The 16210-nt window shown below is 67.8% G+C and carries 13 protein-coding genes and 1 pseudogene; 5 read left to right on the forward strand and 9 right to left on the reverse strand.

What is annotated here, in order from left to right; all coding sequences use genetic code 11:
- Positions 1–15 precede the first annotated feature (15 nt).
- The 8 genes and pseudogenes from VEIS_RS12440 to VEIS_RS31600 form a co-directional block, all read right to left on the reverse strand.
- Positions 16–774: a 3-hydroxyacyl-CoA dehydrogenase gene (locus VEIS_RS12440; protein WP_011810298.1), complete on the reverse strand. Its 759-nt coding sequence runs from the start codon at positions 772–774 to the stop codon at positions 16–18.
- Between the two features lie 98 nt (positions 775–872).
- On the reverse strand, positions 873–1925 hold the full coding sequence (locus tag VEIS_RS12445) for a Fe(3+) ABC transporter substrate-binding protein (RefSeq protein ID WP_041950002.1): 1053 nt from the start codon (positions 1923–1925) through the stop codon (positions 873–875).
- Positions 1926–2181: 256 nt separating this feature from the next.
- Positions 2182–2730 (reverse strand): phasin family protein, encoded by a 549-nt coding sequence (locus VEIS_RS12450; RefSeq protein WP_011810300.1) that lies wholly within the window; start codon positions 2728–2730, stop codon positions 2182–2184.
- A 208-nt stretch (positions 2731–2938) separates the two neighbouring features.
- Complete coding sequence (locus tag VEIS_RS12455; RefSeq protein ID WP_011810301.1) at positions 2939–3391, reverse strand: aconitase X swivel domain-containing protein; 453 nt, start codon at positions 3389–3391, stop codon at positions 2939–2941.
- On the reverse strand, positions 3381–4637 hold the full coding sequence (locus VEIS_RS12460; protein WP_011810302.1) for an aconitase X: 1257 nt from the start codon (positions 4635–4637) through the stop codon (positions 3381–3383). Before VEIS_RS12460 ends, VEIS_RS12455 begins: the two co-directional genes overlap by 11 nt.
- A gap of 341 nt (positions 4638–4978) precedes the next feature.
- Complete coding sequence (locus VEIS_RS12465; RefSeq protein WP_011810304.1) at positions 4979–6337, reverse strand: 3-deoxy-D-manno-octulosonic acid transferase; 1359 nt, start codon at positions 6335–6337, stop codon at positions 4979–4981.
- 22 nt (positions 6338–6359) lie between these two features.
- Positions 6360–7742, reverse strand: coding sequence for a phosphomannomutase/phosphoglucomutase (locus tag VEIS_RS12470; RefSeq protein WP_011810305.1), 1383 nt, complete (start codon positions 7740–7742; stop codon positions 6360–6362).
- A gap of 114 nt (positions 7743–7856) precedes the next feature.
- Positions 7857–8057, reverse strand: a pseudogene (locus VEIS_RS31600) (cysteine hydrolase); the annotation flags it as partial.
- 75 nt (positions 8058–8132) lie between these two features.
- On the opposite strand from VEIS_RS31600, the gene VEIS_RS12475 reads away from it, so the two are divergent.
- The 3 genes from VEIS_RS12475 to VEIS_RS12485 all read left to right on the forward strand — a co-directional run bounded on the left by VEIS_RS12475 (position 8133) and on the right by VEIS_RS12485 (position 11469).
- On the forward strand, positions 8133–9827 hold the full coding sequence (locus VEIS_RS12475) for an AlkA N-terminal domain-containing protein (RefSeq protein ID WP_083758745.1): 1695 nt from the start codon (positions 8133–8135) through the stop codon (positions 9825–9827).
- Positions 9828–10009: 182 nt separating this feature from the next.
- Positions 10010–10552, forward strand: a complete 543-nt coding sequence (locus VEIS_RS12480; protein WP_011810307.1) for a methylated-DNA--[protein]-cysteine S-methyltransferase — start codon at positions 10010–10012, stop codon at positions 10550–10552.
- Complete coding sequence (locus VEIS_RS12485) at positions 10549–11469, forward strand: DMT family transporter (RefSeq protein WP_041950004.1); 921 nt, start codon at positions 10549–10551, stop codon at positions 11467–11469. Before VEIS_RS12480 ends, VEIS_RS12485 begins: the two co-directional genes overlap by 4 nt.
- A gap of 56 nt (positions 11470–11525) precedes the next feature.
- Here VEIS_RS12485 and VEIS_RS12490 read toward each other — a convergent pair whose 3' ends face one another.
- Complete coding sequence (locus tag VEIS_RS12490; protein ID WP_011810309.1) at positions 11526–12128, reverse strand: nucleotidyltransferase family protein; 603 nt, start codon at positions 12126–12128, stop codon at positions 11526–11528.
- A 120-nt stretch (positions 12129–12248) separates the two neighbouring features.
- Between VEIS_RS12490 and pdxH the strand changes: the two genes are divergently transcribed.
- Together pdxH and VEIS_RS12500 are read left to right on the forward strand one after the other, a co-directional pair.
- Positions 12249–12887: a pyridoxamine 5'-phosphate oxidase gene (gene pdxH / locus VEIS_RS12495; RefSeq protein ID WP_011810310.1), complete on the forward strand. Its 639-nt coding sequence runs from the start codon at positions 12249–12251 to the stop codon at positions 12885–12887.
- Positions 12888–13033: 146 nt separating this feature from the next.
- Positions 13034–15949 carry an AAA family ATPase gene (locus VEIS_RS12500; RefSeq protein WP_041950006.1) on the forward strand — a complete coding sequence of 972 codons (2916 nt, stop codon included), beginning with the start codon at positions 13034–13036 and terminating at the stop codon, positions 15947–15949.
- Positions 15950–16210 lie beyond the last annotated feature (261 nt).

Genomic DNA, 16210 nt, shown 5'->3' on the forward strand with positions numbered 1-16210 from the left:
AGCGCGTTCAGCATTTCAGCGGGGCGGCAGGCGAATCGCGCCATCGAGGCGGATCACTTCGCCATTGAGCATGTCGTTCTCGAAGATATGCTGCACCAGCTTGGCGTAGTCTTCGGGCGTGCCCAGGCGACTGGGGAAGGGCACGCTGGCGGCCAGCGCGTCCTGCACCGGCTGGGGCATGCCGAACAGCATCGGCGTGCCGAAGATGCCGGGCGCGATGCTCATGTTGCGAATGCCGTTGCGGGCCAGGTCGCGGGCGATCGGCAAGGTCATGCCGACCACGCCGCCCTTGGAGGCCGAGTACGCCGCCTGGCCGATCTGGCCGTCATAGGCCGCCACGCTGGCGGTGGAGATCAGCACGCCGCGCTCGCCGGTAGGCTCCGGCTCGTTCTGGCACATGGCTTGCGCGGCCAAGCGCAGCATGTTGAAGCTGCCGATCAGGTTGACCGTGACCGCCCGGCTGAAAACCGCCAGCGCATGGGCGCCGTTCTTGCCCACGGTCTTTTCGGCAGGCGCAATGCCGGCGCAGTTCACCAAGCCCATCAGCTTGCCCATGGCCACCGCCCGGGCCACCACGGCCTGGCCGTCGGTCTCGCTGCCCACGTCGCATGGGACGAAAGCGCCGCCGATGTCCCGGGCCACGGCCTGGCCTTTTTCGGCCTGCATATCGGCAATCACGACCATGCCGCCCTGGGCCGCCAGCCGGCGCGCCGTGCCCTCGCCCAAGCCCGAGGCGCCGCCGGTCACGATGAATACCTTGCCGCTGATTTGCATGTTCCGTCTCCAGTCAGTGGGCGTCGATTATGTCGTCGCGCACCGCTTTTGCTGCGGGCAGGCGAGAAAAAAATCCACCCCCGACCGGGGCGCCGCCGTCACGGAAAACCCACGCGGTCGAGCATCTGCTGCACCCGGGCCATGTTCGCGCCCACGACGCTGATGGCGATGGTTTCGCTCTTGAACGGCTGGTCGCCGGTCATGGCCCTGAGCGCCGGGTTGTCCAGGATCACGCCCTTGGCGGCGGGCCACTCGTTATTGCCGTTGGCAAAGTGGTTCTGGGCTTCGGGGCTGGCCAGGTATTCCAGGAATCGGATGGCATGGGCCTGGTTTTTCGCATGTCTGGCCACCGCGCCGCCGGCGATGTTCAGGTGCGTGCCCCAGGATGCCTGGTTGGGAAACACCACGCCCACCTTGTTGGCCACGGCCACGTCTTCCGGCTTGCTGGAGCGCATCAGGCGTGCCAGGTAGTAGCTGTTGGTCACGGCGATATCGCATTCACCAGCGGCCACGGCTTTGATTTGGTCGGTATCGCCACCCTTGGGGGGGCGGGCCAGGTTGGCCAGCAGGCCCTTGAGCCAGGCCTCGGCCTTTTGTTCGCCCAGATGCTCGGTCACGGCGCCGAACAGGCTCAGGTTGTAGGGGTGCGAACCGGAGCGGATGCACAGCCGGCCCTTGTTCCCGGGATCGGCCAGCGCTTCGTAGCTATCGACCTGCGACTTGTGCACGCGCGTTTTGTTGTAGACGATCACCCGGGCGCGCGTGGACAGGCCAAACCAGGAGATGCCGCCGTCGGCCGCAGGGCTGCTGCGCAAGTGGGCGGGAATGGCGTCGAGCAGCAGCTTGGACACGATGGGCTGGAACAGGCCATCGACTTCCGCCTTGTACAGGCGGGCGGCATCGACCAGCAAAATCACGTCCGCAGGCGAGGCCGCGCCTTCGGTCTTCAGGCGCGCCAGGATGCCGGCATCGTCGGCGTCGACGCGGTTGATCTTGATGCCGGTGGCCTTGGTGAAGCCGCTGTACAGGGCCTCGTCGGTGGCGTAGTGGCGGGCCGAGTAGAGGTTCAGCACGGGTTCCTGGGCATGGCCGGCGCCGACGGCGGCAGCCAGGGCGCAAGCGGCCAGCCAGGGTTTAACGGTCTTGGTCATGGGATGCATCTTTCGGGGGTGGTGACGGGGTGGTGAGGGGGGTGATGATGGGCAAACGCGAATCATTCGCAAGCGATATTGTAGTCAGCGTTTGGCGAAAAAAAAGCCCGGTGGTTAGACCGGGCTTGGAAAGGATCCTGGAAACCGGGGGTTTCGCGAGGATCCGAGGAGACAACGGCAGGCTGCGAACCTGGTTCGCAGCGCAGGGTGGGGTGTCCGGCCCGTGCACTCCACAGGCCGCATTGCCGTGACGGACTTAGCGCTTGCGCGGGGCGACCGTCTTGGCGGCGTTGGCCGCAGTGCTGGCCACGGCGTTGAAGTTGGCTTCGGCCACGTCGGAGGCCTGCTTGACCGCCTTTTGCACCGATTCAAAAGCGTTGGTGGCCGCAGAGACGGCGCTCTTCATCACGGCCACGGCGGTTTCGGAGCCGGCCGGTGCGTTCTTGGCAGCGCTGTCGACCAAGGTGGCGAAAGCCTTTTGCGCGTCGCTGGCCTGGGTTTCAAAAGCCTTGCCGAACTCGGCGCCGGTGCCCGAAGCGATGTCATACAGGTGCCGGCTGTAGGCAGCGGTCTTTTCGGCCAGCGGCTGGAACAGGCTCGCTTGCAGGGCCAGCAGTTCTTGCGCGTCCTTGACGCCCAGCACCGCCTGGGCGTGGTTGGCCACTTCCGACAGGGCGGCGCGCGAAGCGCTCACGTTCAGTTCGACCAGCTTTTCCACGCCCTCGAAGGCTTTGGAGGTCAGACCAAACAGGGTCTCGATGTTGGCCTTGTGCGAGGCCAGAATTTGTTCAGCGGTCAGCGTCATGTCATGTCCTAAGAGAATGGGCCCCGGGGGGCCGGGTGGCTTACGGGTTTGCGAACATCTGCGCTGCGCCTGATCCGCTCAGGTCACGAAGTCATGTTGCAGTGCAGCATGAACGGGATTTTAGGGACTTGCTGCGCTATTGCAAGGGCTTTTGTTGCAGTGCAGCAAAAAAAGATCGTCCAACCATCCCCGATTTGTCACCATGGCGTCATGCGCGTTGGTCGCTGACGATGGAGCCGCGCTCGTCGTCGACCTCGACCCTGAGCCTCAAGCCATCGGGCAAGCGGCTGAGCGCCAACCAGGTGGCCTCATCGACCGCAGCGATCGGCACATGCCTGCCGTACAACTCCGAGGCCACGATGCAACCCACTCCGATGATCAGGTCGCGGCTGCACATCACGATCGCCGCCGGCCCGGTGCGCTGGCGTATCGCTTCTGCCAGCACACTGCTGCTTGAGCTCGAGCCCTTGGCATGCGCCATCAGCAACACCCGGCCGGCGAGCGACATGCCCTGCTGGGGATGGCCGGGTTCGACGATGCGTCCGGCCTGCGCGTCGTAACCGCCCCAGAAGCTCAAAGGCGCGCCGAGCACCAGAGCGCGGCCCTGGCCGGTGCCGGCAACCACCGGCGTGGCGCGGTAGCTTGTCGGCTCAGCGCTCATCGAACCAGACCTTGCCCCGGACGGCGGACTGCACGCATTCCCGCAGGCCGCCGAACGCCACCTCGACGCCGATGTTGGCCGGAGCGTAATGCGCCCATTTGCCGGAGTTGGTCATGACCAGTCCCCGTGTGTGCCTGATGATCGGCGTGATGTAGGTGCAGGTGTCCGTGACGATCTGCACCCCGCCGCGCATCAGCCTTTGCGCGGCGCCGGATGCTTCCAGTTGCCACAGGATGAAGCGGCTGGTGTTGACGTAAAAGTCCACCCGCAGCGGCCCGGGCGCGGCGTCGAGTTCATGCTCCAGCGCGGCGAATTCGGCCAGTGAGAAATGCGGCGTTCCGACGCTGACGGCCACCAGGCTGTCGCCAGCCCGGGCCCGGTTGAGCGCGGCGCGGGTGCTTTTCAACGCGTCGCGCGTGACCACCACCGTTGCCGCCAGAGGGCGCCGCCCGCCCAGCGCGGCAGCAAGATTTGGCGCTTCGGGCGTGATGCCGACGGCATGAAACAGCGCCACGGCGCCACTGGATGCCGCAGCCGCGCCCAGCGCCTTGAGCTCATCTTCGCTGGTGTCGGGCGGCAGCCCGGTGATGACCGGGATCAGCCCGCCTGCGCGCTGGCCCACCAGCAAGCCCAGCGCTGCATACCAGATATCGCGGCTGCCCCGCACGGACGGGAAGTCGGCCAGCGCGAAGACCAACTGCCCGTAGCGGTTCTCGGCCACATGCAGCCCGCAATCGGGGGCGCGTCCGGTCAGCGCCGCGCACAGGTCGATGAAGTCGCCATAGCGGTTGGTTCGGGCGCCCAGCACCGAGTTGGCGAACACGATGGCGTTCGATTCTGCCCAGGCGAGTTGCTGGCCCGGCCGGGGCCGATTTTTCAGTTGGTAGGGAGCGCAGGTGAAGGTCGATTCGCAGCCCAGCGCCAGATGCGCGTCCATCAAGCGCCGCGCCTGCGATTGCAGCGCCTTGTCGCCACGGAACAGTTCCGGGTGCATCAAGTCCAGCGAACCCACGTTCAGGGTGGTCGGCACCATGACCTTGCCGCCATCGCGCACCAGGCGCTCGACGAAATCGAGGCTGGCCTGGCCGTGGTACAGGCAGCCATCGATATGCGCGCCCTCGATGTTCAGCAGACGCGAGGCACCCATCAGCGCTGCGCTGCGCACCAGGATGCGCAGCGCCAGCGCCGGGGCCTGGCCCCGTTCGCCGCGCAGCAGTTGCCAGTCGGTTTCAGTCAGTTCGATCATCGCAATTTCTCATCACACCCTGCGTCACCTGCGGTGCCCAATCGGCTGCGGACCACCCCATGCCAGGGCCGCCGCGCCAATGGTCTTGCCAGGCCGCTGGCACCCCCTTCGAGGCCGGACACCCCTGGTCGTGGCAGCGCAGCGACCTGCAAGGCAGCAAAACAGCCTGGCCGCAACGGCATCGGCATGGGTATCGGTGAAGAAATATCGTGACCGCGCCACCGAACGCATCGATGGCACCGATGGCAACCTGGAAGCTCCACCGGGACCAAGCGCCAGAGAGTCATCTTGGCCATATGACTTGCCGTTTTCGATCACTGCATGGCCCGTCGCATCACCTGTCAATAGCCCCCGGTTTCCTCGTCACGACGCAGATAGCCCAGCACTGCCTGCACCGTCGCCTGCGCGGCGCCTTTGCCTGTGTTGGCAAAGTGCGTGGCGCGCGCGCTGGCAGCGCGCTGCTGCGCGCCGTCGCGCGCCAGTTGCAGGGCCAGCGCCATGCCGGCGCCGATGTCGGGAACGCGCTGCGCTGCGCCGGCCGCGCAGGCCCGTTCGGCGGCCTCGGCAAAGTTGAAGGTGTGCGGCCCCAGCACCAGCGGGCAGCCGCAGGCAGCGGCCTCGATCAGGTCCTGGCCGCCCAGCGGCGCAAAACTGCCGCCCAGCAGCGCAACATCGGCCAAGCCATAGTACAGCGCCATCTCGCCCAGCGAGTCGCCCAGCCACACATCGGCAGGCGCAGGCGCTGCGGCCCAGCGGCTGCGGCGCGACACGCTCAGCCCGGCGCGTTCGAGCAGTTGCTGCACCTCATCGAAGCGCTGGGGGTGGCGCGGCACGATCAGCCACTGCACGGCCGGTTGCACGGCCGATGCCTGGCTTTTCATCGCTGAGGGCGCGCGATCTGCCTGCGCCCGGTTTTTGTTCAAGCGCTGCAACCACAGTGCTTCCTCGCCCGCACGGCTGCTGGCCAGCAGCAGCACCGGACGGTCCGTTTGCGCGCGCCAGGCACGGCCGCGCGCCAGTTGATCGGCATCGGGCTGCGCGTCGAACTTCAGGTTGCCGAACACGCCGCGCACCTTGGCGCCTATGGCCCGCAGACGGGCCGCGTCGGCATCGGTTTGCGCCCAGACGGCGCTCAGTCCGCCGTAGGCCGGTCGCGCCAGCGCTGCCAGCGACTGTGCCCGGCGCAGCGATTTTTCGTTCAGGCGCGCGTTGGCCAGCACCAGCGGCACCCCCCGCTGGCAGCAGCCGGCCACCAGATTGGGCCAGACCTCGGTTTCCATCAGGATGCCGACGGCGGGCCGGAACTTGCGCAGAAAGCGCGCCACGGCGCCGGGCGTATCCCAGGGCTGCCAGACCTGCACATCGCCGGTGTGCAGCAGTTTCTTGCCTTCGGCGCGGCCCGTGGCCGTGCCATGGGTGAGCAGCAGACGCATCCCGGGCAGTTGTTCGCGCAACTGCGCCAGCAAGATGGCCGCCGCCCGGGTCTCGCCCAGAGAGACCGCATGCACCCAGACGAACTGGCCCGGCAGGTCGATGCTGTGCGGCATCAGGCTGTCGATGGGCTGCGGATATCGGCCAAAGCGCTCGCCCACGGAGCGGGCATAGCCGGGCTCGGCCACGGCGCGGCGGCGCAGCTTGCGCAGCAGCAGCGGCTGCGCGCACCAGGTCAGCAGCGAGTACAGGGCCAGTGCGGCGTTCATTTGTCTGTGGAGCATGCCCCGGTCAGGCCCGCAGCCGGGCCTCGGGCTTGACCCGGTGCAGCAAGGCCAGCATCGCCGCCTCGATGCGCGCCAGGGCAGGGCGGTCGTGCCCTTCGAAGCGCAGCACCAGCACCGGCGTGGTGTTGCTCGCGCGGATCAGGCCAAAGCCGTCGGGCCAGTCGATGCGCAGGCCGTCGATGGTGCTGACGCGCGCCTGGGCGTCCCACGGCAATTGCGCTGCCAGGGCCTGCAATTGGGCGCTCAGGCGGTGCGCTTCGCCTTCGGCACAGTCCACATTCAGCTCTGGCGTGGAGAAACTCGCGGGCAGGGCATCGAGACAGGCGCTCGGGTCGCTGCTGCGGCTGAGGATCTCCAGCAGGCGACAGCCGGCGTAGCTGCCGTCGTCAAAGCCGTACCAGCGCTCCTTGAAGAAGATATGGCCGCTCATCTCGCCGCCCAGCGGCGCGTTGCCCTGTTGCATGCGGGCCTTGATCAGCGAGTGGCCGGTCTGGTGCATCACCGGCACACCGCCGGCCGCCTCGATCGCGGGCGCCAGGCGCTGGCTGCATTTGACGTCGAAGATGATCTCGGCGCCAGGCACGCGCGCGAGCACATCCTGCGCCAGCAGCATCAATTGGCGGTCGGCGAAGATGTTGTGGCCGTCCCTGGTGACGATGCCCAGCCGGTCGCCATCGCCATCGAGGGCCAGGCCCAACTCAGCGTCGCTGCCCTGCAGGGCAGCGATCAGGTCGCGCAGATTCTCCGGCTTGCTCGGGTCCGGGTGGTGGTTCGGGAAGTTGCCATCGACCTGCGAGAACAGCTCGATCACCTCGCAGCCCAACGCACGCAACAGCGCCGGGGTCGATGCGCCGGCGATGCCGTTGCCGCAGTCCAGCACGATCTTCATCGGACGCGCCAACCGGACATCGCCGACGATGCGCTCGTGGTATGCCGGCAGCACATCCGCATGGCGCACGCTGCCACCGGGCCGCAGTTGCCAGCTTTCTTGCTCCATGCAGCGGCGCAAGCCCTGTATTTCTTCACCGTGGATGGCCCGGCCGGCGAGCACCATCTTGAAGCCGTTGTAGTCCCTGGGGTTGTGGCTGCCGGTGACCTGGATGCCGCTGGCGCACAGGGTGCTGGCGGCAAAGTACAGCAGCGGCGTGGTCACCTGGCCGACATCGATCACCGCGATGCCGGCCTCCACCAGGCCCTCGATCAGCGCCGCCGCCAGGGCCGGGCCTGACAGACGCCCGTCCCGCCCCACGGCCACGGTGTGCTGCCCCTGCGCGCGCGCGGCGCTGCCAAAGGCCCGGCCCAGACCCCGTGCCAGCGCCTCGTTCAGGGTCGACGGCACGATGCCGCGAATGTCATAGGCTTTGAAAATGGCGGGCGCTGCTTGCACGTAGAAGGGCCTTTCTCAAGAGATTGTGCGCAATGCTGCGTGCAATGGGTGGGCGGCTGGCGGGCGGCTGTGGAAAGTCCGCCGCATTGTAGGCCGCGCCCTTGGCCAGCCCGGTCCGCTCCCCGATCGGTCCACCGCCCCAGTCCACCGTACTGTCGCGTCACCGATCATCTGTCGGTCTGCGCTGGCCATCGAAGCGCATCGCGGCGTTGCATCGCTTGCCAATACGCTCGGTATTGGCTGCGCGATGCGCCTTGCGCTGCGCTCCGATGGCTGCGCGCAGCCTACGACATCTGATCCGTGACGCGACAGTACCCATGGCTTGACGCCTGTAGTCACATGTCCGAAAACAGCCAGTGCCGGCGCCGGCCAGTTCTTATGATGCGGCCCATGACACAGCCCCCACAGCCTGCTTGCGCACCGGCCGCAGACGCCTCGGATGAGGGCCGCTACCTGGCGCTGCTGGCCCGCGACGCGCGCTTTGACGGGCATTTTTTCACCGGCGTGACATCCACCGGCATCTACTGCCGCCCGGTCTGCGCCGTGCGCACACCCCGGCGTGACAACTGCCGCTTCTTCACGCTGGCCGCCCAGGCCGAACGGGCCGGCTTTCGCCCCTGTCTGCGCTGCCGGCCCGAACTGGCGCCCCAGGCGCTGCGCTGGTCGCTGCAGGACGCCAGCGCCGTCTTGGTGCAACAGGCCGTGCGCCTGCTCGACGCCCCCGAACTGTGGGCGCCAGCGCCGCAACAGGCCGCTCAGGCCGCTCAGGCCGGCCATACCGGCGCCGTCGCCCGGCTGGCGCAACGCCTGGGCGTGAGCGACCGCCACCTGCGCCGCATTTTCGAGGCCGCCCTGGGCGTATCGCCGCTGCAATACCTGCAAACGCGGCGGCTGCTGACCGCCAAGCAGTTGCTGACCGACACCACGATGCCCGTCACCGACATAGCCCTGGCCAGCGGCTTTGCCAGCCTGCGCCGCTTCAACGCCGCGTTTGCCGGGCATTACCGTCTGAACCCCACACAATTGCGCCGCAGCGGCGCCGATACCGCTGCACCCACGCAATGCAGTGACGCCAGCGTCATCACACCCGCGCAACGCAGCGGCGCCAGCGCCATACCAATGCAACGCAGTGACACCAATGCCACAGCCACGCAACGCAGTGGCACCAACGCCACTGCGGGCCACACCGGCGAACTGCGCCTGGCCTGGCGCCCGCCGCTGGACGTGGCTGCGCTGCTGGCATTTTTTGCCCGCCGGCAGTTGCACGGCGTGGAGTGGGTGCTGCCGGACGGCGCCGGCCCGATCCTGCGGCGCACCGTGCGGCTGGCGCCCGGCTGCACCGGGCAGCCCCGGGAGATCATCGGCTGGATCAGCGCCCGCTTCGATGGCAGCCGCCATCTGCTGCTGTTGCAGGCCAGCGACAGCCTGTACCCGGTGTTGCCACTCGTGATCCGCCGGGTGCGCGCGCTGCTGGACCTCGATGCCGACCCTGCCGCCATCAACGCCGTGCTGCACCCGCATTTTCCGCAAGGCGATGGCTTGCGGCTGCCCGGCGCGTTTGACGGCTTCGAACTGGCCGTGCGGGCCGTGCTGGGCCAGCAAGTCACGCTGGCAGCGGCGCGCACGCTCGGCCAGCGCCTGGTCGAGCGGCTGGGCCAGACCATTGCCACCCCCTGGCCCGAACTCCAGCGCCTGTTCCCCGCCCCCGCCACGCTGGCCGCCACCGATGGCGCGGTGCTCGGCCAGATGGGCATCGTGCGCCAGCGCCAAGCCGCCATCGTGGCACTGGCGCGCGCGGTCGACGGCGGCCAGTTGGCCCTGCATGACGGCGCCGATCCGGAAAAAACCACGGCCGCCCTGTGCGCCCTGCCCGGCATTGGCGACTGGACCGCGCAATACATCGCGATGCGGGTGCTGCGCTGGCCCGATGCGTTTCCGTCCGGCGATGTCGCGCTGCACAAGGCGCTGGGCCTGCAAGGGCAGAAAAACCCGGCCCGCGCCGCCACCGCCGCCGCGCAGGCTTGGCGCCCCTGGCGCAGCTACGCGCTGCTACGGGCCTGGGCCGGCGCAGCCGCGCAGGCATGAGACATCCTGTGTCAACCCCACCCCGCCGTTTTGCCAGGCCATCGAGCGCCGCCCGGCCGCCCGAAGGTGCTCATACCGTAGCCAAAGGCGAAGGCACTCCCGTGAGCCGCAGCGAAATGCACCACCCGCAGCGCAATCACGGCCCGCGCCTGGCCCCTGCCCATCCCCCTACTGGAACCCCTATGCACTTCCATTCCCACACCGTGCAGACCCGCATCACCACGCCACTCGGGCCAGTGCGGCTGGCGGCCTCTCCGGCAGGCTTGGCGGGCCTCTGGTTTGAGGGCCAGCGCCATGAACCGCTGCCCCTGCTGCACGGCGCCAGCGCCTGGAGCCATGCCCCCGACCACCCCTTGCTACAGGCCGCCAGCGGCCAATTGCAGCAGTACCTGCGCGGCGCGCGCGCCGGCTTCGAGTTGCCGCTGGACCTGTCGGGCGGCACCGCCTTTCAGCAAAGCGTCTGGCGCGCGCTGTTGACCATCGCCCGTGGCCAGACCATCAGCTATGGCGCGCTCAGCCAACAGCTCGGCAGGCCCCGGGCGGTGCGCGCCGTCGGTGCTGCCGTGGGGCGCAACCCCCTGAGCGTGGTCGTGCCCTGCCACCGCGTGCTGGGCACCGACGGCAGCCTGACCGGCTATGCCGGCGGCCTGGAGCGCAAGACCGCCCTGCTGACCCTGGACGATGCGCCCCACCCACATCCAGGCCCGCACCAAGGAAACGCATGAACGGCCCGGGAACCCGCGCCATGTCGGCCTGGATCGGTGAATACACCCTGCTGGCAGCGTTGTGGGGCGCGTCCTTTTTGTTCATGCGGCTGGGGGCGGCCGAATTCGGCCCCTTGCCCACCGCAGGGCTGCGCGTAGCGCTGGCCGCCGTATTCCTGTGGCCGGTCTTGCTGCACCAGGGTCACTGGCACCTGCTGCGGCGGCATTGGCGTCCGATCATGCTGGCGGGCCTGCTCAACTCGGCCATCCCCTTTGCACTGTTTGCCTGGGCCGTGATGCACATCACCACCGGCCTGACCTCCGTCCTGAACGCCACGGCGCCGCTGTTTGGCGCGCTGGTGGCCTGGGCCTGGCTGGGCGAGCGCATCGATCGCCTGCGCTGGGCCGGCCTGGCGCTCGGTTTTGTCGGCGTGGTGCTGCTGGCCTGGCGCACACCGGAGGGTGCGGGGCCGAAGACCGGACAGGCCGATTGGGCGATGGCCGCCTGCCTGCTGGCCACCGGCTGTTATGGCCTGGCGGCCAGCTTTGCACGGCGCTACCTCAGCGGCATAGCGCCACTGGCCATCGCCACCGGCAGCCAGTTGGGCGCGGCACTGGGCCTGGCCCTGCCCACCTGCTGGCTGTGGCCCGCCCAAACGCCCGGCCCACGCGCCTGGGCAGCGATTGCCGTGGTTGCCGTGTTGTGCACCTCGATTGCCTACACCCTGTACTTTCGCCTGATCGCCCACGCAGGCCCGAGCCGGGCCATCACCGTGACCCTGGTGGCCCCCGTGTTCGCCGTGCTCTACGGGGCCTTGTTCTTCGGCGAAGCCATCACACTGTGGATGGCAGGCTGCGCGCTGATGATCGTCTGCGGAACGCTGCTGTCGACCGGGCTCGTCGACGCGCTGCGGGGCAGTCCGCTCCGATCCCGATGACGCGGACTTTGCGTTCGCGCTGACCCTCGACCGGCAACCGGCCCGCCGCGCCCGGATCAATACCTGCCCCCGCCACGACCCTTGCGCGCCCGCAGGATTTGCGCGGCGCGCTCCAGGTCTTGCACGGTGTCCACATCGGTCACCGTGCCCTCATCGTCCACCTCCACCCACCGCACCCGGCCCTGCTGCGCCTGCTGGCGCAGCACGCTGGCGGCGCCTCGTTCGCCTTGCAGGGCCTGCAGGCCGGGCAGGCATTGGGCGGCAAACCCCACCGGGTGACCGCGCTCCTGGCGGTGCACGGGCACGGCCACCGCGCAGCCCGAGAGCGCGCTGGCGATGCTGCGCAAGGTGTCCGGGCGGATCAGCGGCAGATCGCCGGGCAATACCAGCCACCCGGGGGCGCCAGCGGTGGCGCGCACCGCTGCGGCAATCGAGTCCCCCATGCCGGGATGGCCGCCATCCTCCACATGCCAGGGCAGGCCGCTGGCGCGCACGGCGGCCAGCGTGTGTTCGAGCAGCGGTTGGCCGTGGAGCAGCGCGCGCAGCTTGTGCGCCGCGCCTCCCGAGGCCGCAAAGCGCTCGCCCCGGCCCGAGGCCAGCACCAGCACCACGGGGCTGGACGCTGGTGCCGTGCTTCGGGCAGGTCCGGGCATTGGCATGTCTGCGTCGTCTTCGGGTTTCATCGCCGCGCCAATATATGCGGATCAGCGCCTGGCCGGCTTTCGGGTGTGCTGCGCGACCGCGCAGGCCCTGCCGTCACGGGGTGCACAATCGTGCCCATGAACCTCTCCATCGCCGAGCTGCGCAAAAGCTACGGGCGCGCCGAACTCAACGAAGACGCGGCGCATGCCGATCCCCTGCAGCAGTTTGACCAGTGGCTCGGGCAAGCCATTGCGGCGCAGTTGCCCGAGCCCAATGCGATGACGCTGGCCACCGTGGGCAGTGACCTGCGCCCCAGCACGCGCATCGTGCTCATCAAGGGCTATGACGAGCGCGGCATCGTCTGGTTTACCAATTACGACAGCCGCAAGGGGCGTCAAATCGCGGGCAACCCTTGTGCGGCCTTGCAGTTCCATTGGGTGGAGTTGGAGCGTGTGGTGCGCATCGAAGGTCTGGTGCAAAAGGTCAGCGATCAGGAAAGCGATGCGTACTTCGACAGCCGCCCGCTCGATTCGCGCATCGGCGCCTGGGCCAGCCCGCAAAGCCAGGTGATTGCAGGCCGTGGTGTGCTGCTGGCCAATGCCGCCAGGTACGGCGCGCAGTTCATGCTCAAGCCACCCCGGCCACAGCATTGGGGCGGGTACCGGCTCGAACCGGACCTGTGGGAGTTCTGGCAGGGGCGCAAGAGCCGCTTGCATGACCGGTTGCGCTATCGGATGGCCGGGGGGCAGTGGGTGCGGGAGCGGCTGGCGCCTTGACCTTTGCCGCCGCCGATCAGGGGCTTACACTGGGCGGCGCGGCGTAAATCCCCGGCGCCGCCCTGACTTTGCCGGCGCCGCCGCGCCCGCCTCGGCTGCGCCCGGTTGCAAGCCCCACACCCACAATCACCACCCCGTTCATGCCCATGCGTGTGCTTGTCTACAAAGATCTCGATATCCGCCGTGTCAAGACGGCATTCACCAAAGTGCGCGCTGCGATCGAAGCGGGCGACCTGCGCAGCGCCGATGTCAAAAAGCTCGCACCGACGCCGTACTGGCGCGCCAAACTCGATTACGCCAACCGCCTGTTGTTGCAGTTCGTGCGCCATGGCCAAGAGACCGTCTGCTTGGCGCTGGAGGTGATCGAAAATCACGCTTACGACAAGTCGCGCTTTCTGCGCGGCGCCAGCATCGACGAATCGAAGATCGAGCGCGAGCCTGTGGTCGCCAATCCTGCCGCGCCCGACGGCAAGGCCGACAGCATGTTGCAGTTGCGCTGGATGCATCCGAGCCGGGCGGAGTTCGAACTGCTCGACAAGCCCATCGTTTTTGACGACGCCCAAGAGGCGGTGCGCCGCTTGCCGGCGCCGGTGGTCGTCGTCGGCTCGGCGGGTTCGGGCAAGACTGCCGTCACGCTGGCCAAGCTGCGCGAGGCCGAAGGCCATGTCTTGTACGTCACGCAGTCGGCCTATCTGGCGCAGTCGGCGCGCGCGCTCTACGATGCCCATGGCTACGAGAATGCGGCGCAGGAGGTGGAGTTTCTGAGCTACCGCGAATTCGTCGAGACTTTGCGCGTGCCGGCTGGCCGCGAGGTGACATTCACGGCCTTTTGCAACTGGTTCGACCGGCATCGCCAGACGCTGCGCAGCCAGTTGGGCGATCTCGATGCGCATGCCTTGTTCGAGGAGTTCCGGGGCGTGCTTGGCGCCAGCGCGCAAGGCCCGCTCGATCTGCCGGCATACCTGGCTTTGGGGCCGCGCCAGTCCTTGCTCGCAGCCGCCGAGCGGGAGGCGGCGCACAAGCTCTTCGCACGCTACCGCCAGTGGTTGCAGGAGTCGCAACTGTTCGACTTGAACCTGGTGGCCCATGAATGGCAGCGCTTGGCCGCGCCGAACTACGACTTCGTGGTGATCGATGAGGTGCAGGACCTGACCAATGTGCAACTCGCGCTGGTGCTGGCCTGTCTGAAGCGGCCCGGGCAATTCCTGCTGTGCGGCGACTCCAACCAGATCGTCCATCCCAACTTCTTCTCCTGGGCGGCCGTGCGCACGCTGTTCTGGCACGGCCTGGCGGGCGAGGCGGCGCAGCGCCAGGCATTGTCGGTGTTGCAGGCGAATTTTCGCAACACGCGCGCGGTCACCGATCTGGCCAACGCCTTGCTCAAGATCAAGCAGGCGCGCTTTGGCTCGATCGACAAGGAGAGCAATTTCCTGGTCGAGAGCGCTTCGCCGCAAAGCGGCCAGGTGCGCCTGCTGCCCACGCACACGGCCACGCTGCGCGATCTGGATGCGCAAACCAGGGCCTCGGTGCAGCATGCGATCATCGTGCTGCGCGATGAAGACAAGCCGGCGGCGCGCGAGCATTTCCGCTCTCCGCTGGTGTTCTCGGTGCACGAGGCCAAGGGCCTGGAGTATCCGCATGTGATCCTCTACACGCTGGTGTCCGGCCAGCGCGCCGCCTACGCCGAGGTCTGCGATGGCGTCGCCCAGGCCGACCTGCAAGTCGAGCAACTGGCCTACAGCCGCGCCCGCGACAAGGGCGACAAGTCGCTCGAGCTGTACAAGTTCTACGTCAACGCGCTGTACGTGGCGATGACGCGCGCGGTTGCCACCTTGGTGCTGGTCGAGTCCGACACCAGCCACCCCTTGCTGGCCCTGCTCGGTCTGCAAGTCGCCGAGACCTCGGCGGCCCGCAGCGCAACGCCGGTGCAGACCTCGACACGCGACGAATGGGCGCAGGAAGCGCGCAAGCTCGAACTGCAAGGCAAAGAGGAGCAGGCGCGCGCCATCCGCGAAACCTTCCTGCAAACCAAACCGGTGCCGTGGACGCCATGGTCCGAAGTCGCGATGCGCGAATATCTGCCCCGCGCACTCGACCGCACGCAGCCGTCGAACAAACCCCGCCAGGCCCTGCTGGACTACGCGCTGTGGCATGGGCAGCAGGTCTGGATCGGACAACTGGCAAAACAGGCACAGTTTGCGCCAGCGCTGCGTCTGGCACCGGGCGGCGACCTCGACAGGGCGGTCGCTTGGCGCGAGACCGCCCTGCTGCGCCAGCGCCACTTGCAGCCCTATGCCGCGCGCAATTTCAAGGACTTGCTGCGCCAGTGCGATCAGTACGGCGTCGACCACCGCGGCCCCACCGGCGCCACCCCGCTGATGATGGCCGCGCGCGCCGGCCACCTGGCCTTGGTCGAGGCGCTGTTGGAGCGCGCCGCCAACCCGTTGCTGACAGACGAATTCGGTCATACGCCGTGGCTCGCGGCACTGAACCGGGCGATGGAAGATGCGCCATTCGCGCAGCAGTCGATCGGCATGCTGTTTGACCGCATCGCGCCGCCGGTGCTGGATGTGCAAACCGATGCCCGCTTGGTGCGGCTGGAGCGCCATCAGGCCGAGTATTGGATCCTGAGCCTGATGCTGGCCGGCCTCAAGACGCAGTGCACGATGTGCGTCAAGCGTCCATACAGTCCGTACCGATGCGCCGATGGTTTCTTTGCCGAGGAACTCGGCACGACCTTGGTCTGTTTGCCCGAGTACCTGTGGAAAGCACAGCGGCACAAACGCAGCTACCTCAACCAGGTGCTGGCGCGCGCCGAGATCAACAGCACCTATCTGCCAGCGCGCCGCCTGTGGGCCAGAACCACCAACGGCCACTACCTGCCCAACCCGCAATTGCAACTGCGCACCCATGCCGACGGTGACGCGCCGACATGGCGCCCGGTGTATGAGGTGCTGAATCTGGCCTGGGTGAATGACGGCACCTCCCATTCTGCCCCCGACTTCGCTGGCGCCGGGTGGTCGCTGCGGCCCCCCGTGGCGGCGGCGGCGTCGCCAACGTAGCGCGAGGATGCGGAGGAGGCCGGTGATTGACGGCGGTTCCTGGCGCCACCGCACAGCGCGGCCTGGCGCATCCAACGCCCAACGCCCAACGCCCAACGCGCACCCGGGGCAGTGCTTTACTCCAGAGCATCGATACGACCCAATGAGAATCAGGCCCTGAAGCTACCAAACACATAGCATACAGACGGGGCGAACGCAAATTTCGACAAATTTGCGTGCCGGCAGTGCGCGGCTGTCTTGAAACGGCAATAAATGCCCGTA

The organism is Verminephrobacter eiseniae EF01-2 (assembly GCF_000015565.1).
In the GTDB taxonomy this organism is placed as follows: domain Bacteria; phylum Pseudomonadota; class Gammaproteobacteria; order Burkholderiales; family Burkholderiaceae_C; genus Acidovorax; species Acidovorax eiseniae.